This is a genomic window from Qipengyuania profundimaris, from assembly GCF_030717945.1.
In the GTDB taxonomy this organism is placed as follows: Bacteria; Pseudomonadota; Alphaproteobacteria; order Sphingomonadales; family Sphingomonadaceae; genus Qipengyuania; species Qipengyuania profundimaris.
In genome coordinates this window covers 1,562,109-1,583,422 of the sequence record NZ_JAVAIM010000001.1, presented here as the reverse complement: position 1 = coordinate 1,583,422, position 21,314 = coordinate 1,562,109, and the positions used below count along the sequence as shown (strand labels likewise).

Here is a 21,314-nt window from a genome sequence, read left to right as displayed (position 1 = left end):
CGACAATTTAATCCAGTCATTTGGCTCTGTTGCCAAATGGGACGTGCGGCCATAGGTAGCGCGCCGAACCGGGCGACCTGCCTGCGGAACGGAGCACGCGCCGCACCATGACCGAATATCGCCGCCTGGCTTTGCTGGTATCGGATACGGAGCGCGCGCAGGAGGCTGCCGCCGATTTTCGCGACATCGCCGATTGGGTCCCGATGGAGGAGGCGGAGGCCGCCGTGGTGCTAGGGGGCGACGGCTTCATGCTGCAAACCTTGCATGCTATGCTGGACAGCGACCGCGTGATCCCGGTCTATGGCCTCAACGTCGGCACCGTCGGCTTCCTCATGAACCGCAATCGCAACCCCGATACGCTGCTGACCCGGATCGGACGGGCCAAGCCGGTCACGATCTCTCCCCTGTCGATGCAGGCCACGACACAGGATGGCACGCAGCATCGCTTCTGCGCCATCAACGAGGTCTCGCTGCTGCGCGAAACGCGCCAGACCGCGAAGATCGAGGTCAGCGTCGACGGCAAGGCCCGGATCAAGGAACTGGTCTGCGACGGCGTGCTTCTGGCGACTCCCGCAGGCTCGACCGCGTACAACCTGTCGGCCGACGGCCCGATCCTGCCGCTGGATTCGCATCTGCTCGCCCTCACCCCGATTTCGGCCTTCCGGCCGCGGCGCTGGAAGGGCGCAATTCTCCCAGACCGCAGCCGGGTGACCTTTCGTGTGAACGAGCCCAACAAGCGCCCGGTTAGTGCAGTGGCGGACCAAAAGGAACTGCGCGATGTCGCTGAAGTCAGCCTCGAGATCGCACAGGATAGTGAGTTGACGCTGCTATTCGACCCCGGCCACGCGCTCGACGAACGTATCGTTGCAGAGCAATTCGTGGTCTGAGCGCCACGGCTCGGCAGAGCTGCGAATTTTTGCCAATTGCCCGCTTGCAAAACCGGAATCGCCCCCATATACGCGCGGCCTGCCTAACGGGCTGCTCCCCGATAGCTCAGCGGTAGAGTAGGTGACTGTTAATCACTTGGTCGTTGGTTCGAATCCAACTCGGGGAGCCATTTTCTCACATCATCAGCAGAAGCCGTGCGCCGACCCAGATGGTCAGCGCCGCAGTGCCAAGCCGTATCCAGCTTTGCGGCAGGTATTTGAGCGCCAGAAAACTGCCGATCTGACCTCCGATAGCGACGGCTAAGAGCAGCGGCAGGCCCAAATCGATAGCCACGGCGATCCGCCCGGTGCCCCCCTTGATGGTCTGCCCAACCAGCCCGAACATCGAGTTCACCAGGATGAACAGGCTGGCGGTGGCAGCCACCGCCTTGGCCGAGTTCCAGCGTACCAGATGAAGAATCGGTGCAAGGAAGATGCCGCCGCCGATCCCGACCAGTCCCGCCAGATAGCCGAGCGGTATCGCGAACAAAGGCATGAAGCGCGCTGCCTTGGCTGGCGCTGTCGACGAGACACTCGGTTTCAGGAGCAGGGCTGCGCCGGCAAACAGCAGGCTTATACCCAGGATCGTAAGGAAGAGTGTCTCCGAAATAGGAGTCAGTCCTCCCACCAAAGCGGCGGGTGCAGCAAGCGCTGTGAGAAGCCCCGCACTTCGCCAAGGCGTAACCCCGGCTCGCGCGAACCGCGTGGTGCTCCCAGCAACCACGACGATGTTGCAGGAGAGCGCAAGCAACGGAAGGATGCGATAGTCCAGTCCTGACAGCGCCAGGAGCGCGGTATAGGTGGAGCCGCCGCCGAACCCGACGCTGGCGTAAAGCAGCGCGGTGACGAAGAAGGCGAGGATCAAAAGCGGCATTTGGTGCGACTAGACCGCCCCGCCCCGTCTCGCTAGCTTGCGATGGGGGTTAAGAACGCAATGACAGCAGACGATATTGTCCTGAGCGACAGCCTCAGCCGAGCGGGACCGGATGATGCGAGATTGCTGGGCGACATCACCGCCGACGCTTTTCGTCACGATCCGTTCAATGCTTGGCTGTTCGGCAATTTCGCAGGGATCGAGCATCTGTTCCGCCTGCAGGCACGCCGGATCTACTCGCAACGCGGATATTGCTACACCAGCGGCACCGACGGCGCCTGCATGTGGATGATGCCGGGCGGCGATGCGAGCTTCAGCACCATGGATTACGCCGCGTTCGCGATCCCCACGCTATTCAAATGCGGAGCCGGCGCAGTTAGGCGCGGTATCCGGACGGGCGAAGCGATGGAGACGCGTCATCCAAATTTCGAACACGCCTACCTCTTCAGCATCGCCGTGCGGCAATCGGCGCAGGGCAAAGGCTTGGGACGCAAGCTGATCCAGCCCGTGCTTGATGCCTGCGACCACACCGGGACCATCGCCTATCTCGAAAATTCGAACCCGGCCAACCGCGGATTCTACGCCAGCTGCGGGTTCGAGGAGATGGGCGGGCCGATCATTCCGGAAGAGGGTGCCCCGCCCCTCGTTCCGATGGTCAGGCAGCCCCGCACCATTTAGAAGCGGGGCTGCTTATTCTCAAGCCTGCGGAGCGGCTCCGATCGCACCGTGGCAATGCTTGTACTTGTTGCCAGAGCCACACGGGCACGGCGCGTTGCGGCTGATGTGCATGTCGGCATAGGGGTTTTCCGTCGCCGAACCGCCGGGGCCGACAGCTGCCTGCGAGCTACCTGCCAGCGCGCCGAAGAGCGCCTTGCGACTTTCCGATCCGTCGCCGTCCTCCGAATTGTCGAGCCCGGTGAGGGGGTCGATATGGCCGGTCAGGAAGTCCGGCAGTTCGGGCAGGTCGATGGGCGGCAGCGGTTCCGGCTCGCGCAGTTCGATGCGCAGCAGCTTGTTGGTCACCGTCTCGCGCAGCTTGTCGAGCATGCTTTCGAACAGGGTAAAGGCTTCCTGCTTGTACTCGTTGAGAGGCTGCTTTTGCGCATGGGCACGCAGGCCCACGACCTGCCGCAGCGCGTCGAGTGTCGCGAGGTGATCCTTCCACTCGCTGTCGAGTTCCTGCAGCAGGATGCTCTTCTCGATCCGCCGCCACATGGCCGCATCTCCCGAAGCGAGCTTGCTGTCCATCGCCTGGTCGGCGGCCTCGCGGATGCGCTCCTCGATGATCTCCGGCTCGACCTGTTCCTCCTGGAGCCACTCGTCCAGAGGGAAGTTCATCCCGAGAACCTCTTCGGTCTGCTCCTTGAGGCCCTCGATATCCCACTGTTCGGGATAGGAGCCCGGGGGGCAGGCATTGGACACCAGCGAATTGATCGCATCGTGGCGCATATCGACGACCACATCGTCGACCGCCTCGCTATCCATGATCTCGGCGCGTTGTTCATAGATGACCTTGCGCTGGTCGTTCATCACATCGTCGTACTGGACGACTTGCTTGCGAACCTCGTAATTGCGCGCCTCGACCTTCTTCTGAGCGGTCTCGATAGCCTTGGAGAGCCACTTGGACCCGATGGCCTCGCCATCCTCGAGGTTGGAGTTCATCATCTTCGAGAACAGCGTATCCGGGCCGAAGATACGGAGCAGGTCGTCTTCGAGACAGAGGTAGAACCGGCTCAGGCCAGGGTCGCCCTGGCGGCCCGAGCGTCCGCGCAGCTGGTTATCGATGCGGCGGCTCTCATGCCGCTCGGTGCCGAGCACGAAGAGCCCGCCGGCATCGAGCACGCGCTGCTTTTCCTCCGCGACCTCGTCCTTGATCTTCGCGATCGCCGCGTCTTTTTCAGGGCCGTCCGGCATATCGGCCAGCTCGTCGCCGATCCTGAAATCGACATTGCCACCCAGCTGGATGTCGGTGCCGCGACCGGCCATGTTGGTCGCAATGGTGACGGCGCCGATGCGGCCCGCCTGGGCAACGATATGCGCTTCACGCTCGTGCTGGCGGGCATTCAGGATCTCGTGCTCCACGCCTTCCTGGTTGAGGAATTCGCTCAGCAGCTCGGACTTTTCGATCGACACCGTGCCGACGAGAACCGGCTGGCCGATCTCGTTCTTCTCGCGGATCGCCTTGGCGATGGCGCGGAACTTGTCCTGCGTGTTCTTGTAGAACTCGTCGTCCTCGTCGATGCGCTGGACGGGAACGTTGGTCGGGATTTCGACCACGTTCATCTTGTAGATGTCCCAGAATTCCGCCGCTTCGGTGGCTGCCGTCCCGGTCATGCCGGACAGCTTGGGATACATGCGGAAATAGTTCTGGAAGGTGATCGAGGCGAGCGTCTGGTTCTCCGGCTCGATCTTCACGCCTTCCTTGGCTTCGACTGCCTGGTGCAGGCCGTTCGACCAGCGGCGGCCGTCCATCATGCGGCCGGTAAACTCGTCGATGATGACCACCTTGTCGTCCTTGACGATGTAGTCGGTGTCTTTCTTGAACATGTGCACGGCACGCAGCGCCTGGTCGAGATGGTGCACGACCTGGGTGTTCTCCACGTCGTAGAGGTTCTCGGTTTCGAGCAAGCCGCGCTCGATGAGGAGCTTCTCGACCTCCTCGGTGCCTTCTTCGGTCAACTGGATGCTGCGCTGCTTCTCGTCCTTCTCGTACCAGTCCTCGGGGAAGGTCTTCACCACCTCGTCGATCGAGATGTAGAGATCGGACTTGTCCTCGGTCGGCCCGGAAATGATCAGGGGCGTTCGCGCTTCGTCGATCAGGATCGAATCGACTTCGTCGATCACCGCGAAATTGAAGGGGCGCTGCACCATCTGGCTGCGCTCGTGCTTCATATTGTCGCGCAGGTAATCGAAGCCGAGCTCGTTATTGGTCGAATAGGTAACGTCGGAGTTGTACGCTTCGCGCCGCTCGAACTCGTTGAGGTTCGGAACGATCACCCCGACCGTCAGGCCGAGAAACTGGTGCAAGCGCCCCATCCACTCGGCGTCGCGGCGCGCGAGGTAATCGTTGACGGTGACGACATGGACGCCCTTGCCCTCGATGGCGTTGAGATAGGTGGCGAGCGTCGAGACAAGCGTCTTGCCCTCGCCTGTCTTCATCTCCGCGATCTCGCCGCGATGGAGCACGATGCCGCCGACCATCTGTACGTCGAAGTGGCGCATGCCGAGCACACGGACAGATGCTTCGCGGACGGTGGCAAAGGCTTCTGGCAGAATGTCGTCCAGCGTCTTGCCATCGGCGAGCTGCGCGCGGAACTTCTCGGTCTGGGCTGCCAGCTCTTCGTCGGAAAGCGCCTGCAGCTGCGGTTCGAGCGCGTTTATCTGGTCGACGATCTTGCCGAGCGATTTGACGTAACGATCGTTGGACGAGCCGAAGACGGCTTTCATCACGGAATTGAACATGGAACTGGGTGCCCCTGAATCTGGAAGGCTGTGTCTATAGATGGAATGCCCGCGCACGCCTGCGGTGCCGGGTCTTGGAATACTGGCGCGGTAGAGACCTTATTCGAAGGCGCGGTCGGGCCCGAACATCACGGTCGGGATGACGACGGTGACGGTGCTGGCCGGTCGACATGGACGCGCTTTCTCACCGCGCGCCTTGCGCTGCCGCTCCCGCTCTTCGCAGGTGGCGATGTCACCCTTGACCGGCTGGTCGGCCCGCTGGCTCTGCTCCAGCGCGACGCCGAGCGTTCCTGCCGCAGATACATGCACCGGCGCACCGACCGCGGTCAGGCCCGTGATGATCGCCAGAAATGTGAGCAGGCGCTTCAGCATACGCAGCACAAGATAGCGCGAATGGCCGAATTGTCTACCGTCCGCCCGTTCGGCCCACAGGCTCGCCGCATCCGGCGCGACATCTTTACCCGCTGGTAACCATACTTCCGATAGCACCCGGCAAACGGTGGGCGATGCACGCCCGACACCGGGGGGAAACGAATTGACCGACATCACTGCCGACAACGCCGCATTCGCTGGCGGCAATGGAACTCAAACGACTGCGGAGAAAGCGATCGACGAGAATCCGGCGGTGGTCCGCCGGCTGATCCTTGCCGCATTCACGATGCTGTTCGTGGAGCTGGCGCTGATCCGCTGGCTGGGCGCCAATGTCGTGCACCTGTCCTATTTCTCGAATTTCGTCCTGCTCGGCTCGTTCCTCGGCATCGGCGCCGGTTTCCTGATCAGCCGGAAAAGCTGGTCGATCTGGCCGCTTTCCCTGCCCCTGCTCGCGGTGCTGGTCATCGCCGTGGTCAAATTCCCGGTCACGATCGAGCAGAGCGGCTCGGACATCATCTATTTCTCCTCGCTCAAGGTTTACGGCCCGCCCGCATGGCTCGCGCTGCCCTTGGTCTTTGTGACCGTCGCTGCCATCCTCGCCGGTCCGGCCGAGCTGGTCGGACGTTGCTTTGCCAAACTGACCCCGCTCACCGCCTATCGCTGGGACCTCATCGGTTCGCTCGCCGGCATCCTGACTTTTACAGCGCTCAGCTTCCTGCGCGCGCCGTCGATCGTCTGGGGATTGATGGCCATCGTACCCTATCTAGTTCTAACCGATCCCAAGCGCCGCCTGGTAAGCCTTGCCTGGTGCGTGGCCCTGCTGGTGCCGCTGGGCCAGGAGAGCCTGCGCGACGACATCTACTGGTCGCCCTATTACAAAGTCGAAACCACGGCCAAGGAAGGCATGCCGGGCTTCATGGAAATCCGCGCCAATCGCGTGCCGCACCAGCTGATGGCCCCCGCCCAGTGGAAGATCGAGCAAGGCGAACACATCTACGAGATGCCATACAACCGCCTGCCGGTCGGCGATCTCGGCAATGTCCTTATCATCGGCGCAGGCTCCGGTTCGGACGTCGCCATTGCCTTGTCGAAGGGTGCGCAATCGGTCGATGCAGTCGATATCGATCCCGTCATCATGGAACTGGGCGCGGCGCACAATATCGACCGCCCCTATGACGATCCGCGCGTCACCCGCCATGTCGATGATGGCCGCGCATTCCTGCAGAACACCGACAAGAAATACGATCTGGTGCTCTTCGCCCTGCCCGACTCACTCACGCTGGTGAGCGGTGCGTCGCAGATCCGCCTCGAAAGCTTCCTCTTCACCGACGAAGCCCTGCAATCGGTCAACCGCGTGCTGACCGAGGACGGTGCCTTCGCCATGTACAATTACTACCGCGAGGACTGGCTGATCGACCGCTTGGCCGGTACTGCCGCCAAGGCGTTCGGCCACGCGCCCTGCGTCGATACTTTCGCCGGGCAGCAGGCCGTCATCTCGGTCGCCAAGCAAGAGTCGTCGCAAACCTGCGATGGGGCATGGACGCCCGGTGCATCCGCCGCCGAAGTCGGCACGGTCAGCGACGATGCGCCGTTCCTCTACTTCCGCGGCAACGGTTTCCCGCCGCTCTACGCAATCACCCTGTTCGGCATCCTCGCCGTCACCGTACTGACCGTGCGCGTGCTGGGTGGGCCGCTGAAGGAAATGCGCCCCTATGCCGACCTGTTCTTCATGGGCGCAGCCTTCCTGCTGCTCGAGACGAAGAACATCGCGACCTTCGCGCTGCTGTTCGGCACCACCTGGTTCGTGAACGCGCTCGTCTTCGCAGGCGTACTCGTGGTGGTGCTGGCCGCGGTCGAGACCGAGCGCAAGTTCAAGACGCCGCCATTGAAGGTCGTGTTTGCCGCCATCGCAGTATCGCTGGCCGCGGCATGGGTGATCAAGCCGGAATGGCTGCTTGCATTGTCTTTCTGGCCGCGCCTGATCGCGGGGACGGTTCTGGCCTTCCTGCCGATCTATCTCGCGAATATCGCCTTCGCGAAGCGCTTCCGGGAATCGTCCAATTCGCAGAGCGCCTTCGCGCTGAACCTGATCGGGACCATCGTGGGCGGCTGCCTCGAGTATCTCGCGCTGTTCAGCGGGTACAACAACCTGCTGATCGCTACGCTGCTGCTTTACGGCCTCGCCTTCTGGCTGGTGCCGCGCGGGGCCGCACGCACCGCCTGACGCTTGGCAAAGCGATTATCGGGGGGTAGCGCGCGAGGCATGGACCTCGCCCGCTCCCCCCTCGCCGTTCCCTTTCCCGAGCTGCCCGCCATCGAGGGTGTGACTTTGCGTGTCGCAAGGGCACGGTACAAGAATTGGGACCGCTGCGATCTGACGCTGGTGGAGCTGGCTCCGGACACGAGCGTCGCGGGCTTATTTACCAAGAGCGCGTGTGCTTCCAGCGAGGTCGAACTGGGCCGGGAGCAAGTAAAGCTTGGTCAGGCCCGCGCGCTTGTCGTAAATGCAGGCAATTCCAATGCCTTCACCGGCTTTCGCGGGCGCGAAGCGGTCGAGCAGATCATGGCACAGGTCGCCGGCGCGCTCGATTGCGAGCCGAGTGACGTATTCGTTTCGTCGACCGGAGTGATCGGAGTGCCGCTGCCGAAGGACAAGGCGCGAGCGGGGATCGATGCGGCCCTCGAGGCGCAACCCTGCGGCTGGCGAAACGCGACCGATGCCATCGGCACGACCGACACCTTTGCAAAGGGCGCCTCTGCCACGGCGATCCTGGGCGAAACGCGGGTCGAACTGGCGGGGATCATCAAGGGTAGCGGCATGATCGCGCCCGATATGGCGACGATGCTCGGCTACGTCTTCACAGATGCGGCGGTGGAGCCCGTCTTCCTGCAGGAAATGCTGGATAAGGCGAACGCCGCGACCTTTTCCTGCATCACCGTCGACGGCGACACATCGACCAGCGACACGGTGCTGGCCTTCGCGACCGGGAAAGCCGGGAACGCACCGCTGGCAGGGTGGGACGATGCCGGGGCAGACGCCTTCTACGCCGCCCTGCTCGAGGTCTGCCGGACGCTGGCCCAACTGGTCGTGCGGGATGGCGAAGGCGCACAGAAATTTATCGAGATCGCGGTTTCGGGCGCGGAAAGCGATGAAAGTGCGCGTCGCGTGGGTCTCGCGATTGCGAACTCGCCGCTGGTGAAGACTGCCATTGCGGGCGGCGATGCAAATTGGGGGCGCGTCGTGATGGCAGTGGGCAAGGCCGGCGAACCGGCAGATCGCGACCGGCTTTCCATCGGCTTCGGCGGCACATGGGCGGCGAAGGACGGGCAGCCCCTGCCCGATTACGAGGAGGGACCGGTGGCACAGCATCTCGCCGGACAGGAAATCCGCATGGACGTCGACCTCGGCATCGGCGAAGGCTGCGCGGCGGTGTGGACCTGCGACCTGACGCATGGATACATCTCGATCAACGCCGACTATCGCTCGTGAGCGACATCGACGCTCTGCATTCGGCAGTCGAACGACTGCTGCGGGAAACGACAGTGAAGGCTATCCTCCCGCATTACCGCAATCTCGCGGACGGCGACATCGAGGACAAGGGCGGCAACGATCCGGTCACCATTGCCGACCGCGAAAGCGAGGCTATGCTGAGCGAGGGCCTGTCGCGGATCATTCCCGGCTTGGCCATGGTCGGCGAGGAAGCGGCCCATGCCGATCCTACTGTCCTCGACCGTTTGTCCGGCGACTGCTGGATCGTCGACCCGATCGACGGCACCCGCAACTTCGCAGCCGGAAGACCACCCTTCGGCATCCTGATCGCGATGGCCTCTGGCGGCGAAGCACATACCGGGTGGATATACGATTGCCTGTCAGGCCGCCTCTGCACCGCCCATCGCGGGAAAGGCGCTTTCATCGATGGTCAGAAGGTGTCGGCGCGATCGACTGACGGTACTCGACCGGTGGCGGCCATCTCGCTCGTCTTCATGGAAGAAGCGCGACGCGAAGCCACAAAGGCGCATATCGCGCCGCATTACGACCTGGTCGACATCCCCTATTGTGCCGCCGAGCAATATCCGCGGCTGGCACTAGGTGTGAACGACGTGTCGATCTTCGAGCGGACGCTGGCCTGGGACCACGCAGCCGGAGCGCTGTGGCTCAACGAGGCGGGCGGAAAAGCAGCGCGGCCCAACGGCTCACCCTATCGCGTGGACGAGGTGGGCCGCACGGGCCTGGTGGGTGCGGCCAGCCCCGCCCTGTGGGATGAGCTGGCCGAACGCTATGCGAAACTGGATTAGAGCTCGCCTTCGAGCCACTGCTTGAGCTGGCCCTTGGGCGCTGCACCGCGCATGTGCGCCGCCGGCTCGCCGTTCTTGAACAGCACGAGATAGGGGATCGACTGGACGCCCATGCCGCCCGGCACTTCCGGGTTTTCCATGATGTCCATCTTGGCGATGGTGACCTTGTCGCCCAGTTCCTCGCTCAGTTCTTCGAGCGCGGGTGCGATCATCTTGCACGGGCCACACCAGTCGGCCCAGAAATCGACCAGCACAGGCTTGTCGCTTTCCAGCACGTCGGACTTGAAGCTGGCGTCGGTTACGGCGGTGGTGGCCATGGGGGTATCTCCTGAAATTCTTTGTCGCGAGCCCATTTGGGGGCGGGCATCGATTACTCAACGGATGGCAGGGCAAAGCTTTCCTGCCGCGCTGCAAACGCGCCCTTGTAGGCATCGAGGCGCGCGGGCGGCAAGGCGATCAGCTGCGGCGTCTGGGTATAGAGTATGGCGGCTTCGACTGTGCGGCCCGGGTAGATCACCTCCAACGCCGCGATGTATGCCGCCATCTGGCGCATCGTGCTGTCGGGCACGTCATGGAGGTCAGAAGGCGGCCGCCGCGCGGTCTTGAAATCGACGACCGTCACGGTGTCGGCCGTCACCAGCAGCCGGTCGGCCACGCCCATGACGACCTGCCCTTCTACCGTCGCGGCCAACGGTATTTCGGCCAGCGCTTCGGGCCCGAAGATCGCGCCGAAGTCGGGGTGATCGAGCACCGCCATCGCCCGACCCAGCATTTCTTCGCGCGCTTCTGCGTCAAAGTCGCCGCCCTGCCGTGCGAGCCATTCGCGTGCACGATCGGCGCGCTGGTCGGGCGCGACCTGCGGCATCCGCTCCAACAACGCGTGGATCAGCGTGCCTCGGCGCGCCGCTTGTGCCGCATGATCGGGCGGCAGCGGCGGATCGCTGCCCTCCACTTCGCCGAGGCCCGATGGCGAGAGGGGCCGTGGCGGCCGCGGTTCCGGGCCGACCGGAGTTGTCGCCCACGCCGGTAGCTGCGGGATGGCGTTTGTCGCGACTTCGGCACTCACCGGCACCGATGGCCCCAGCGCCCCGATCTCCCACCGTGCGCCCCAGATCTCGTCTTCCAGCCCCTCGTCCGCATCGAACAGGTCGCGCAGCCGCGCATACCAGCTATCCTCATGCGGCCCGTTCTTCGCATCGCGCGGGCCGAGCGATCCGCCGATGAACAGCGCCTCCTCCGCGCGGGTCATCGCGACATAGAGCAGCCGCCAATGCTCCTGCATCGCCTTGGCCGTTTCCGCCGCATCGATATCGGCGACCGGCCCGACCTTTTCGTCTTTGGTAAGCCCGGGCAGCGGAACGGCGCGAGCATCGTCTGCACCAAGCGGACGGTCCTCCAGCGCCAGCTCTCCTGCGCCATCGGGGCGAATGGCCGCATCTGCGAGTATCACGATCGGTGCCTGTAGCCCCTTCGAGCCGTGCACGGTCATCACCCGCACCTGGTCTCCGCCCTCGCTCGCTTCGCGCTTCAACTCGCCGTCTCCCGCATCGAACCAGCGGATGAAGCCCTGCAGGCTCGCAACATGCGCGCTGGCGTAGGCATTCGCTGCGTTGAGCAATTCGTCGATCGGATCGTTCGCCTCGCGGCCAAGCCTCGCGACCAGCTTGCGGCGGCCATCCATCGGTCCGACGAGAATCCAGTGGAGCAATTGCTGCGGGCTGTCGTAGTCGGCGCGGCGCAGGATTTCGCGCAGGGACGCGACAGTTATTCGCACCAGCGGCGCCTCGCTCTCGCGCAGATGCTCCCACAGGCGCATCTGAGGTGGCCGAAAGCCGTGCTCCAGCAGGTCCTCCTGCGACCAGCCGATCAGCGGCGACACCAGCAGCGAGGCAAACGTCAGATCGTCGAGCGGCTGCGCGGCGAACCGGATCGCGGCCATCAGATCCTTGACCGCGAGCGGGTTGCCCAGGCGCAGACGGTCGACGCCCGCCACCGGCACTCCATGGCGATAAAGGCGCGCCACGATCAACGCGGCAAGCTCACGACGTTTCTGGACGAGGATCATGATGTCGCCTGCCGTGGCGCGGCGCGGCTCGCCCTTGGATAGGGTGAAGCCCGGTCCTTCCTCGTCCAGCCATTGCCTGACCTGTCGCGCGATCTTGTCCGCCATCATGCGGTCGTGGCGGGCGAGCCAGCCATTGCCGCCGTCAGCATCCTCCATGGCATCTTCGGCGACACGCACGTCTTTCCACAGCGTCACCAGCCCGGGCTTGTCGCTGCCGACATGTGGCTCGTCCCTTCGATCGAGACCGAGGCCGTCATAGCCGATCGCATCGATCGCGCGGTCGACGAAATCGAGCACCACGGCATTGGTGCGATAACTGCGTTCCAGCCCGTATTCCTCGAGCCGCCGCGGGCGCGGCGCGTCACGCAGGGCCTCGGCGGCATCGGCCGTCGCATCCATGCGGTCGCGAAACCAGTCGCGTGCGCTGCGGAAATTCTCCGGGCTGGTGCCCTGGAAACCGAAGATCGCCTGCTTGTAGTCGCCCACGGTGAAGATCGTCCGCACCGCGTTGCCGCGCGCGCCTTCGCCGGAGAAATAGTCGTCGGTCAGCGCCTTGATTATCGCCCATTGCGCGCTGTTGGTGTCCTGCGCTTCGTCGACGAGAATATGGTCGAAACTGCGGTCGAGCTTGTAGCGGATCCAGTCCGCCATATCGCTACGCGAGAGAAGCTCGGCAGCGCGCGCAATCAGATCGTCGAAATCGACCAGCCCCTCGCGCTGCTTGGCCTCCTGCCATCTGAGCGCAAAGGCCCGGCCCGCTTCGAGCTGCGGCGCGAGAAACCCTGCAAGATCGAGCAGCGCCTTGCGTTCGCTAACCAGCCGGACGCCATCGACAACGCTGGCGATCAGCCCCGGGTAGGCCGAATCGATCTTCTCGAGGTTAGACAGCCTGCTCGGCTCACCCTTCTTCGTCAGGAGGGTGCCGAAAAAGCCATCGATGGTCGCGAGTCGTTGTTCCGGACCGGCCGCCAACCATGATGCGGCGAAGTCCGCGTTTTTAAGCCCCGTCGCCGTTCCCCATTCCGCATTGGCTCTGCTGCAGGCGAGCAAGTCTTCAACAGGAAAAGCATCGTCCGAGCAGGCGTCCGCGACCCATTTTTCGTCGGCATCGCTCGGTATGCCGAGCAGCTGGCGGATGCGGGGCTGCATCGGGGGCTGCCAGCTTGCCTGTCCTTCCCACAAGTCCATGTGACGTGCGCAGCGCATCAACCATCCGCGCACGGCATCGGGCCCCTTGCGTCGGCTCATCTCGCCTACCGCCTCGAGAATGCGGGCATCGCCCTCCTGCAGCAGGTCGTGCAGAACCTCGCGGCTCAGCAAGTCGCGCTCGCGGTCTTCCATCGGGCGCGATCCCGGCAAGAGTCCCGCCTCGCCGGGAAAGGCCGCCAGCAGATATTGCGCAAAGGCATGGATCGTATCGATCCGCAGCCCGCCGCCGGGACAATCGAGCACGCGCGCAAACAGCGCACGGGCGCGTGACTGGGTCTCGGGATCGATCGGAGCGCCCAGATAGCCCAGCTCCTCGGCAAGCCTGACCGCGTCCATCCGCACCCAGCGCGCCAGCACCGAATTGACGCGCACCGCCATCTCCGCCGCGCCAGCCTTGGTGAAGGTCAGACATAATATTTGGGAGGGGTCCGCTCCCGGCTCCAGCAGCAGGCGAAGCACGCGCGCGGAGAGGACCTGCGTTTTGCCGGTGCCCGCGCTGGCCGAGAGCCAGACGCTGTCTTGCGGCTCGACCGCCGGGCGTTGCTTACCCTGGAGGGGATAGACAATGCCGCTCACGCCGCGCCCTCCCCGTCCTGCGTCGCGATCCACTCGTCGAGGCGCATCAGCTGGTCGTAAGTATCGTAGGCTGGATAGTTGGGGTTCTCGCGCGCCGTGAAGGGATCGGAGCCCTTGACGAAGCGCGCAATCGCTTCGGACAGCTTGGCAGCGGTCAGCGGCAGGAACTCCTCTGGCGTCACACCGCTGCGCTTGTTGCCCACCTTCAGCGGCACTTCGACATAGCCGAACCCATGCGCGTTCTCGCCCTTAGCCCTGCCCAGCGACCAGTATTCGTAACTCTCCGGATCGCCCGCAAGGCCGTCGAATCCGCCGCGTTCCGCAATCAGGCCGAGGATACCGAGTTGTAGCGCGAAGCCCTGCTCGACCATGGCAGCGCTGGGCGGTGAGCCGGTCTTGTAATCGACGATGGCGAGGCCGCCATCGGGCAGCCTGTCGATCCGGTCCGCCCGGCCATGGACGCGGACATTGTCGTAGATCATCGCGCCCTTCTTCTCGACGGCCAACACCTTGCGCTCGGGCACACCATCGACCTGCTCCTCGATCCAGCGCAGAGCCGCTTCGAGCCGCGGTTGCCACAGCCCGCGCGTCACCGGGTCGGCCCCTTCCTCATCCAGCACACTGTCCATGATCGGGGCCAGAAGAGCACACGGGTCGCTCTCGCGGGCTTCGTGCCAGCGCTGGAGGATCAAGTGCGCGGCGTTGCCCTGCCACAGCGGCCCGGGTTCTGCATCGAGCGCGTCGAGGTCGCTCAATTGCAGTATTTTCTGCGCATAGAACTGGTACGGATCGCCGAGCAGCCGGTCGAGCGCGGTGGCCGAGATGTCGACATCGCGCTGCTCCGCAGTCGGTGTCGGCGCGGGCCGCGAGTGTGGCTCCATCGGCCTTGCCCGACCCATCGCCCGCGCTAGTTCCACCATCCGACGTTCCCGATGATTCTCCGCGAGGCTGCCGAGCAACGCTTCGACCCGTAGGAGGAAGCGCGAAGGGATGGTCGGGCCGCTTTCGTCACGCTCGGCCCGACTCAGCACAACTTGCGGTGCGCCGAGAGCCCCGGCGAGATCGTGTGCGGACAGGCCGAGCCGGAAGTCGCCTCCGGGAACGCCGAGTCTGCGGAGCAAGGGCGGTGCCAGCAGCGAGTCCACGCTACCCCGAGGCGGCCAGCTACCTTCGTTTAGGCCTCCGCAGATGACGAGATCCGCGCGGTTCATGCGACTTTCGAGCAGGCCGAATACCTGCACGCGGGCATGGCCGCCATAGGGTGGGCGCACCGCGACCTGCTCCATCGCATCGCGAAGGGCGACGGACGCTTCCTTGCGCGCCAGCGTGAACTTCACTTCGCGCGCATTGGCCCGCAGATCCTCGACGAATTGTGCGAGCGAACGGCCGTCTTCGCGCGCCCATAGAGCCTCGCCGCAAAGCGCTTCTCCGGCGAGCACCAACGCGTCGAGCAGATCGGCGAGCGGCGCCTCATCCGGCAGGTCCAGCAAGGGGACGAGAATCGCCTCGACCTGCACAAACCATTCGGCAGCCTGGGGGTGGCTGTCTGCAAGCTTCGCGACAATCCTGCGCACCGGCTCGAGACCGCCGATCATGCGCGGTCCGCGCAGTTCGCGCTCGACCCGGCGCAGCTGTCGCAGCCATGTTCCACGCTCCATATCGCCGCGAACCAGCGGATGGCCGAGCAGCGCCATCAGCGGAACCGGCGCGGCATCCTCCGCCATCACTTCAGCGAGCACCAGCAGCAGTCTGCCGGCCGCAGTCGCCGACAGCGGACGTCCCGCGGAATCGTCGGCGACTATATTCCATCGTTCCAGATGATGGACCACCCGGCGTGCCAACCCGCGATCCATCGTCACGACCGCTACGCGCTGCTCAGGCTGCTCGACTGCCTCGCGAACCAGCAGCGCGATCGCCTGCGCTTCTTCTTCCGGATTGGCTGTCGTCATCAGACGCACACCCGAAAGGCGCCGCTTTTCCGCCGGAAGGTCGATCCAGCTCTTGCTGGCCTCCGGGGGCAGGAACAGCGAGCCGATCGCATGGCTGCGCTCCGGCGGAGCGGCGGTCATGCCCTTGCGGTACCAAGGCTGTACCTCCTCGCGCCGGATCGCCATGCGATTGAGCAGGAGCTTGAGGTGATATTGCGGGTGAGTGACCGCGTCATCCTTCGCGAACGGCGTGTCGCCCGGCTCGGGCGCGGCGCCAGCCCTGCCCAATTCGTCCCAGGTCGCCTGAGCCATCGTCAGATCGAAATCGGGAAGGATGACTGCCCCCTGCGGCATATGGGCGATGACGCGCAGAAGGTTCGCGAGCGACGGGGCTGCGCTGGTCACACCTGCGGCAATCACCGGCGTGGCGGGCGGCTCCCTGCGCCATAACGCAGCTGCATGATCGAACAGCCGGTTCCTCCGCGCGGCCTGGTCGAGCATGCTCAGCGCGTCCAGTTCGGCGAGCCACTTGGCTTGTACGGTCGCGAAAAGACGAAGACTGTCCTGCCAATGCGAGGCGAGCGAGCCGAACAGGTCAAGCACTTGGTCGCCGACCAGTTCCTCCGGCCCGACGCCTTCGACCAGCAGACGGTCCATGGTCGATGCAGCCTCACGCGCAAGACGCAACAGACCCGCGCCGCCCGGTGCCTTCTCGCCGAGCTCCTCGCCGATCAGCTGCGCCAACCGGAACAGCCGCCGCTGCGGATCGATCGCAGGGGGAATGTCGCTCGCGCCGAGAGGATCGAGCAACGGTCCGAGCGTCTCGTCGAGGTCGAGATCGCCGATAATCGCCATGCGCGGCATCAGCAGTCCGCTCTCGCCAGCCGCACCCGCGTGGCGGATGAAGGCCTCAGAGATCGTGCGGCGCGCGCGGCTGCTCGGGAGCAACAGCGTCAGACGCGCAAGGCCGAAGTCCGGCTCGCGATAGCGCGGCACGAGGCCGGCCACGAGGGCGTCGGCAAACCCGCGGTGGGCGGCGATGGAATAGATGCTGGGCTCGGGGCGCTCAGCCACCCCGCAACGCTTCCTCGGTCGGCGCGATGTGTTGCGGCGTGCCGACTTCGTACCATTCGCCGGTGAAGGCGAGGCCGAAGAGGCGCCCTTCCCCGATCGCGCGGTCCCACAGGATATTGGTCGAGAACTTGCCCTCGGGCGCATCGCGGAGCAGCCGATGCGACACGACCTGGATGCCGGTGTAGATGAACGGCGCGATCCGTTCCGGCTGCTTACGGGTCAAGCGCCCGGCGGCATCCATGTAAAAATCGCCCGTGCCGTCGAAATTGAAGGCCCGGACGTGGCTGACGACCAGCAGTAACGCGTCCATCCGCTCCGGGTCCCAGCGCGCGGAAAGCTCGGCGAAAGCATTGCGCGGACCGTCGAGCCAGATGCTGTCGGCATTGCAGGCGAAAAACGGGTCGGGCAGCTGACCGGCAGCCTGTGCCTTGACCATGCCGCCGCCGGTCTCAAGCAACTGGTCGCGCTCGTCGGAGAAGCTGATCGCCGGAGCCTTGCGCGGTCCGACATGCGCCTCGATCGCATCGGCGAGATAGTGGACATTGACCAGCGCCTTCTCGATCCCCGCATCCTCGATCCGGTCGAGCGCGCGGTCGATCAACGGCTTTCCCGCCACCCGCACCAAGGGTTTTGGCGTCGTGGCCGTCAGCGGGCGCATCCGCTTGCCGAGCCCGGCGGCCATCAGCATCGCGGTGTCGGAAACGAGAGCGCTCACGTGATTTCGCCGCCTCCATTCTCGCGAAGGTCCGCCGGAATATTCGCCGCGAACCACGCCGCGAGAGGCGCCGCGACCGGATGCGCGAGATCGCGTTCCATGGCGCGCCATACGCGCGGGATCATCGCGAGATAGCGGGACTTGCCGTCGCGCTTGTAGAGGCGAGTGAAGATGCCGACGATCTTCGCATTCCGTTGCGCGCCGAGCCGCGCGTAGTCGGCCTCGAAATGCTCGCCCGGATCGGCTGCGGCGCGGTAGCGGCACAGCATGTCATGCTCCAACTGTTCGGAGACGTCGCGCCGCGCATCCTGCAGCAGGCTGACGAGATCGTAGGCCGGGTGGCCGACCAGCGCGTCCTGGAAATCGATCAGCCCCTGCTCGCCGCCGAGTTTCCCCGGCTCCAGCAGCATAATGTTCTCCGCATGATAGTCGCGCAGCACGGTGACGCCCGGATCCTGTCGCGACAGCAATGGCTCCAGCACCTCGCGCCAGGCTGCGGTCCAACCCTTCTGATCGACATTCAGACCTGCGGCGGGGCAGTACCATTCAGTGAAGAGGTCCACTTCGCGCAAGTAAGTCGCCATGTCGTATGGAGGAAACGGCCCCGGCGGCAGCGTATGCAGCTTGACCAGCGCCTCGATCGCACCGGCATAGATATCGTGCTCGTCGTCGGGATGATCGTCGATCCATTCGCGCACGCGGTGATCGCCGAAGTCCTCGGTCAGCACCCATCCGGCGTCCGCATCCTGAAGATAGATTTCCGGCCCCCGCATCCCGTTTGCGGTCAGCCAATCGGCGACATGCAAGAACGGTTTCGGATCTTCCTCCGGCGGCGGCGCATGCATCAGCATCGCGCTGCGATCGCCCATGCGGAGGCGGAAATAGCGGCGAAAGCTGGCATCGCCGACGAGCGGAGCGATTTCCGCCCCCTCCCATTCGGTGTCGCCGAGAAATGCGTGGAGTCCGTGGGGTAGCGTTGCGCTCATGGCCAGCGGCTTTGCCAAGTCTCGCCTGCGGTTACAACGGCTTCGCGCCCTTCGCCCACTTTTTCGAGCCTTATCGAAAGGCAGCCCGGCTCGTGGGCGAACCCTCCTGCGTGATCGGGCCATTCCGCGATGAGTGCGGCACCGTCGCGGTAGTCGTCGAGGCCCAGCTCGTACACTTCGTCGGGATGGCGGAGGCGGTAGAAATCGGCGTGCACTATCGGCGGGTGCAAGGCGTCATAGGTTTCGATGATCGTGAAGGTCGGTGACGGCACTTCGCCCCGATGGCCAAGAGCGTGCAAAATAGCGCGCGCCAGCGTCGTCTTTCCAGTGCCCAAATCGCCGGCAAGCGCAACCACATCGCCCGGCTGGAGCAGGACGGCGATGCGCGCACCCAGTGCTTCCATCGCAACGAGATTGGGTAAGGCAATCGTCACGGCAGCGTAATGGTCGCGGTCGTGCCGGAACTTGGGCGGCTGACGATTTCCAGTTTGCCGTCATGCGCCTCGATCAGCTGCCGGGCGAGCGGTATGCCGAGGCCATGGCGGCGCTCGATCCCCTTGCCATCGGCCGCCATGCGAATGCCTTCGAGCGCGCGGGCCAGTTCATGCTGGTTCATGCCGCGGCCATTATCGGAGATCACGATCTTCGTCTCGCCGCGCGATTTGCCGAGTTCGACTTGGATACGGCCTCCCTGCGGGGTCGCCGAAATGGCATTGTCGAGCAGGTTCGCGATAGCGCGGCGGAGCTGTTGCGCATCGGCAGTCACCACTTTGCCGGCCCCGCCCTTCAGATCGAGCGTGAGGCCGCCGTCGACGATCCGTTTTTCCTCTGCGCGCACCACTTGCGTGATGAAGGGCAGCAGCTCGATCTTGGCGGTGTTCAGAGGCATCAGCCCCGCCTCGCTTTGCGACAGGTCGAGGACGTTCTCGACCTGCTCGGTCAGCTTGCCGACCGACAGCGAGATGGCCTGCACATATTCCACCGCCTGCGGACTGAGTTCGCCGGCGATGCCGCTCGAAAGCAGTTCGGCGAACCCGCCGATGGAGGTCAGCGGTGTGCGGAATTCATAGCTCATATTGGCGAGGAAGCGCGTCATCACGGCATCCGCTTCCTCGAGCGCCCGGTTCCGCTCGCGCAGCGCCTCTTCCGCCTGCTGCGATGCAGTTACGTCGAGCACGGTCAGCAGGCCGTTGCCGTCGGGCAGCGGAACCCCTTCGAGATCGAGCGTGCGTCCATCCGCCAGTTCCACCCGCGCCGTGCGTTTCTTGCGATCCAGCGTGGCCGAACGGATGGTATTTCCGACCACGTCGATAGCCCCGGGATCGGCGAGATTGCCGGCGATGGCTTCCAGCAGGTCTTCGGCCTGCGGATGTCCATCGACAACTTCAGGCTCCAACCCCCAGGCGCCGGGGAAGCTGCGGTTCCAGAGTTCGAGGTGACCGTCGGGTGCAAAGACGGCAAGCGCCTCGAACAGGCTGTCGAAGGTTGCGGTACGCGTCCGCAACAGCGTGTCGCGCGTAGCCGAGAGAGCCAGCTGTTCGGTCCGGTCTTCGGCGATCATCACCAAGCCGCCATCGGGCAGCGGTTGGGCGACGACGCGCAGGTGCGTACTGTCGGACAGGGGCCATGCCTCTTCGTGCGGCTCGTCGCGCTGGAACCAGTTCACCAACTCGTTGCGCCACGATGGGAAGTCCCGGACTTCGGGAATCCGCCCCGCCTCGCGCGCGATCAGCAGCATGTGCTCGAAGGTCGTGCGATCGTTCACCACGCCCGGCGGCAAAGCGAAAACGCGGTGGAACGGCTGGTTCGCAAAGGTCATGCGGTGCTGCGCATCGAACTGCGCAACGCCGATGGAGAGCTGGTCGAGCATGGAACGCTGCGCTTCGCGGAAGGCCCGGAATTCGCGGGCCTGCTCTTCCATCTCTTCGATATCGACCGCGTAGCCGGCGATGCCCTCGCCGACCAACGGCAGGTCGGTAACGCGGATAGTGCGGCGTGCTTCGTTGATAGTGGCGGACACGATGCGCTCGATCGGCTGGCGGCGGTCGGCGGCCTGCTGGGCGACCTGCGATGCGCTGCGCCCGCCGACGGTCTCGACCAGCTCGACCTGCTTGGTGACCACTTCGTCCGCGCTCTGGGCCCCGACAGCTTCGACATAGGCGCGGTTGACGAGGCGCAGCTTCATGTCGCCGCCGCGAAACCACATGGGCATGGGCGCCGCTTCGATTAGGCCCACGAGCGCGCCGAAATCGTCCTTGGCGCGGGCCGCTTCCTCGCGCAGCTGGCTCAGCTCGGTCTGGCTTTCGCTATAGTCGAACACCCAGACCAGCGCGGCACCATTCGGCGAAACTGCCGGATCGGCCAGCGTTCCGCTGAGCGTCAGCGCACGCTCCGACCCCGGGACAGCGAGCGACATGCGGAAGGGCTTGGCCGTCTTTTGCGTGCGACGAACCTTGCTCGTCAGCTCTTCGACCTGTTCTTCGCTGAGGCCGTTTCCATCGGCGCCGGTCAGTTCGCTGAGAAACTCCGGCACTTTCAAAAGGCCTAGCCAACGCGCGAAACGGTCGGGCGCTTCGATCCGGCCATCGGCCCGCACGAGCAATGGAACCGCAGGCGATTCCTCCAGCATCCGCGCCATCCGCAGCGCCGACTTGCGGGTAGAGGCGAACTTCTGCTCCCGCCCGCTCGCGCGCAGCATCACCCAGACCGCCGCGGCGGTCCAGAGCGCAAGCAACAACCCGACAAGGGCCAGCAATGCAGGCGAGATTTCCATTACCTGCCAGCTATGCCGCCTGTCGCGGGGATGCAATGGCAAGCCATTGCAACTCCCC

The 21,314-nt window shown here is 64.6% G+C and carries 15 protein-coding genes and 1 tRNA gene; 6 read left to right on the top strand and 10 right to left on the bottom strand.

Annotation, left to right across the window (positions count from 1 at the left end; genetic code table 11):
- Positions 1-107 precede the first annotated feature (107 nt).
- Both Q9K02_RS07785 and Q9K02_RS07780 read left to right on the top strand, forming a co-directional pair.
- The gene (locus Q9K02_RS07785; RefSeq protein WP_305932382.1) at positions 108-887 is read left to right on the top strand and encodes an NAD kinase; all 780 of its coding nucleotides are present in this window, start codon (positions 108-110) and stop codon (positions 885-887) included.
- Positions 888-982: 95 nt separating this feature from the next.
- Positions 983-1,057: transfer RNA gene (locus Q9K02_RS07780), tRNA-Asn, on the top strand.
- Between the two features lie 5 nt (positions 1,058-1,062).
- Here the strand turns inward: Q9K02_RS07780 and Q9K02_RS07775 are convergent.
- Positions 1,063-1,800: a sulfite exporter TauE/SafE family protein gene (locus Q9K02_RS07775; protein ID WP_305932381.1), complete on the bottom strand. Its 738-nt coding sequence runs from the start codon at positions 1,798-1,800 to the stop codon at positions 1,063-1,065.
- A gap of 60 nt (positions 1,801-1,860) precedes the next feature.
- Here Q9K02_RS07775 and Q9K02_RS07770 point away from each other — a divergent pair, with 60 nt between their 5' ends.
- The gene (locus Q9K02_RS07770) at positions 1,861-2,478 is read left to right on the top strand and encodes a GNAT family N-acetyltransferase (protein ID WP_305932380.1); all 618 of its coding nucleotides are present in this window, start codon (positions 1,861-1,863) and stop codon (positions 2,476-2,478) included.
- Between the two features lie 18 nt (positions 2,479-2,496).
- Here Q9K02_RS07770 and secA read toward each other — a convergent pair whose 3' ends face one another.
- Both secA and Q9K02_RS07760 read right to left on the bottom strand, forming a co-directional pair.
- Positions 2,497-5,262, bottom strand: a complete 2,766-nt coding sequence (gene secA / locus Q9K02_RS07765; RefSeq protein WP_305932379.1) for a preprotein translocase subunit SecA — start codon at positions 5,260-5,262, stop codon at positions 2,497-2,499.
- A 99-nt stretch (positions 5,263-5,361) separates the two neighbouring features.
- On the bottom strand, positions 5,362-5,634 hold the full coding sequence (locus tag Q9K02_RS07760; protein ID WP_278327029.1) for a hypothetical protein: 273 nt from the start codon (positions 5,632-5,634) through the stop codon (positions 5,362-5,364).
- A 163-nt stretch (positions 5,635-5,797) separates the two neighbouring features.
- Between Q9K02_RS07760 and Q9K02_RS07755 the strand changes: the two genes are divergently transcribed.
- Genes Q9K02_RS07755 through Q9K02_RS07745 form a run of 3 tightly spaced genes read left to right on the top strand, consistent with a single transcriptional unit; the run spans position 5,798 to position 9,930 of the window.
- Positions 5,798-7,858, top strand: a complete 2,061-nt coding sequence (locus tag Q9K02_RS07755) for a spermine/spermidine synthase domain-containing protein (protein ID WP_305932378.1) — start codon at positions 5,798-5,800, stop codon at positions 7,856-7,858.
- 39 nt (positions 7,859-7,897) lie between these two features.
- A complete protein-coding gene (gene argJ / locus Q9K02_RS07750; RefSeq protein ID WP_305932377.1) occupies positions 7,898-9,124 on the top strand; it encodes a bifunctional glutamate N-acetyltransferase/amino-acid acetyltransferase ArgJ in 1,227 nt (408 codons plus the stop codon).
- Positions 9,121-9,930, top strand: a complete 810-nt coding sequence (locus tag Q9K02_RS07745; RefSeq protein WP_422785421.1) for an inositol monophosphatase family protein — start codon at positions 9,121-9,123, stop codon at positions 9,928-9,930. Before argJ ends, Q9K02_RS07745 begins: the two co-directional genes overlap by 4 nt.
- Here the strand turns inward: Q9K02_RS07745 and trxA are convergent.
- Genes trxA through Q9K02_RS07710 form a run of 7 tightly spaced genes read right to left on the bottom strand, consistent with a single transcriptional unit; the run spans position 9,927 to position 21,256 of the window.
- Positions 9,927-10,247, bottom strand: a complete 321-nt coding sequence (gene trxA / locus Q9K02_RS07740; RefSeq protein ID WP_278327032.1) for a thioredoxin — start codon at positions 10,245-10,247, stop codon at positions 9,927-9,929. The genes Q9K02_RS07745 and trxA overlap by 4 nt on opposite strands.
- A 53-nt stretch (positions 10,248-10,300) precedes the next feature.
- On the bottom strand, positions 10,301-13,780 hold the full coding sequence (addA, locus tag Q9K02_RS07735; RefSeq protein ID WP_305932376.1) for a double-strand break repair helicase AddA: 3,480 nt from the start codon (positions 13,778-13,780) through the stop codon (positions 10,301-10,303).
- On the bottom strand, positions 13,777-16,782 hold the full coding sequence (gene addB / locus Q9K02_RS07730) for a double-strand break repair protein AddB (RefSeq protein WP_305932375.1): 3,006 nt from the start codon (positions 16,780-16,782) through the stop codon (positions 13,777-13,779). The genes addA and addB overlap by 4 nt, the downstream gene beginning before the upstream one ends.
- Positions 16,775-17,497 (bottom strand): nucleotidyltransferase family protein, encoded by a 723-nt coding sequence (locus Q9K02_RS07725; protein ID WP_305932374.1) that lies wholly within the window; start codon positions 17,495-17,497, stop codon positions 16,775-16,777. The genes addB and Q9K02_RS07725 overlap by 8 nt, the downstream gene beginning before the upstream one ends.
- On the bottom strand, positions 17,494-18,483 hold the full coding sequence (locus Q9K02_RS07720) for an aminoglycoside phosphotransferase family protein (RefSeq protein WP_305932373.1): 990 nt from the start codon (positions 18,481-18,483) through the stop codon (positions 17,494-17,496). The genes Q9K02_RS07725 and Q9K02_RS07720 overlap by 4 nt, the downstream gene beginning before the upstream one ends.
- On the bottom strand, positions 18,480-18,917 hold the full coding sequence (gene tsaE, locus Q9K02_RS07715; protein ID WP_305932372.1) for a tRNA (adenosine(37)-N6)-threonylcarbamoyltransferase complex ATPase subunit type 1 TsaE: 438 nt from the start codon (positions 18,915-18,917) through the stop codon (positions 18,480-18,482). Before tsaE ends, Q9K02_RS07720 begins: the two co-directional genes overlap by 4 nt.
- Positions 18,914-21,256: a sensor histidine kinase gene (locus Q9K02_RS07710; protein WP_305932371.1), complete on the bottom strand. Its 2,343-nt coding sequence runs from the start codon at positions 21,254-21,256 to the stop codon at positions 18,914-18,916. The genes tsaE and Q9K02_RS07710 overlap by 4 nt, the downstream gene beginning before the upstream one ends.
- Between the last annotated feature and the right edge of the window lie 58 nt (positions 21,257-21,314).

What these genes read in the sequence shown, in the direction of transcription:
- Q9K02_RS07785 (WP_305932382.1), top strand. Translation starts at nt 108, where the DNA reads ATGACCGAATATCGCCGCCTGGCTTTGCTGGTATCGGATACGGAGCGC.
- Q9K02_RS07775 (WP_305932381.1), bottom strand. Translation starts at nt 1,800, where the DNA reads ATGCCGCTTTTGATCCTCGCCTTCTTCGTCACCGCGCTGCTTTACGCC.
- Q9K02_RS07770 (WP_305932380.1), top strand. Translation starts at nt 1,861, where the DNA reads ATGACAGCAGACGATATTGTCCTGAGCGACAGCCTCAGCCGAGCGGGA.
- secA (WP_305932379.1), bottom strand. Translation starts at nt 5,262, where the DNA reads ATGTTCAATTCCGTGATGAAAGCCGTCTTCGGCTCGTCCAACGATCGT.
- Q9K02_RS07760 (WP_278327029.1), bottom strand. Translation starts at nt 5,634, where the DNA reads ATGCTGAAGCGCCTGCTCACATTTCTGGCGATCATCACGGGCCTGACC.
- argJ (WP_305932377.1), top strand. Translation starts at nt 7,898, where the DNA reads ATGGACCTCGCCCGCTCCCCCCTCGCCGTTCCCTTTCCCGAGCTGCCC.
- trxA (WP_278327032.1), bottom strand. Translation starts at nt 10,247, where the DNA reads ATGGCCACCACCGCCGTAACCGACGCCAGCTTCAAGTCCGACGTGCTG.
- Q9K02_RS07720 (WP_305932373.1), bottom strand. Translation starts at nt 18,483, where the DNA reads ATGAGCGCAACGCTACCCCACGGACTCCACGCATTTCTCGGCGACACC.
- Q9K02_RS07710 (WP_305932371.1), bottom strand. Translation starts at nt 21,256, where the DNA reads ATGGAAATCTCGCCTGCATTGCTGGCCCTTGTCGGGTTGTTGCTTGCG.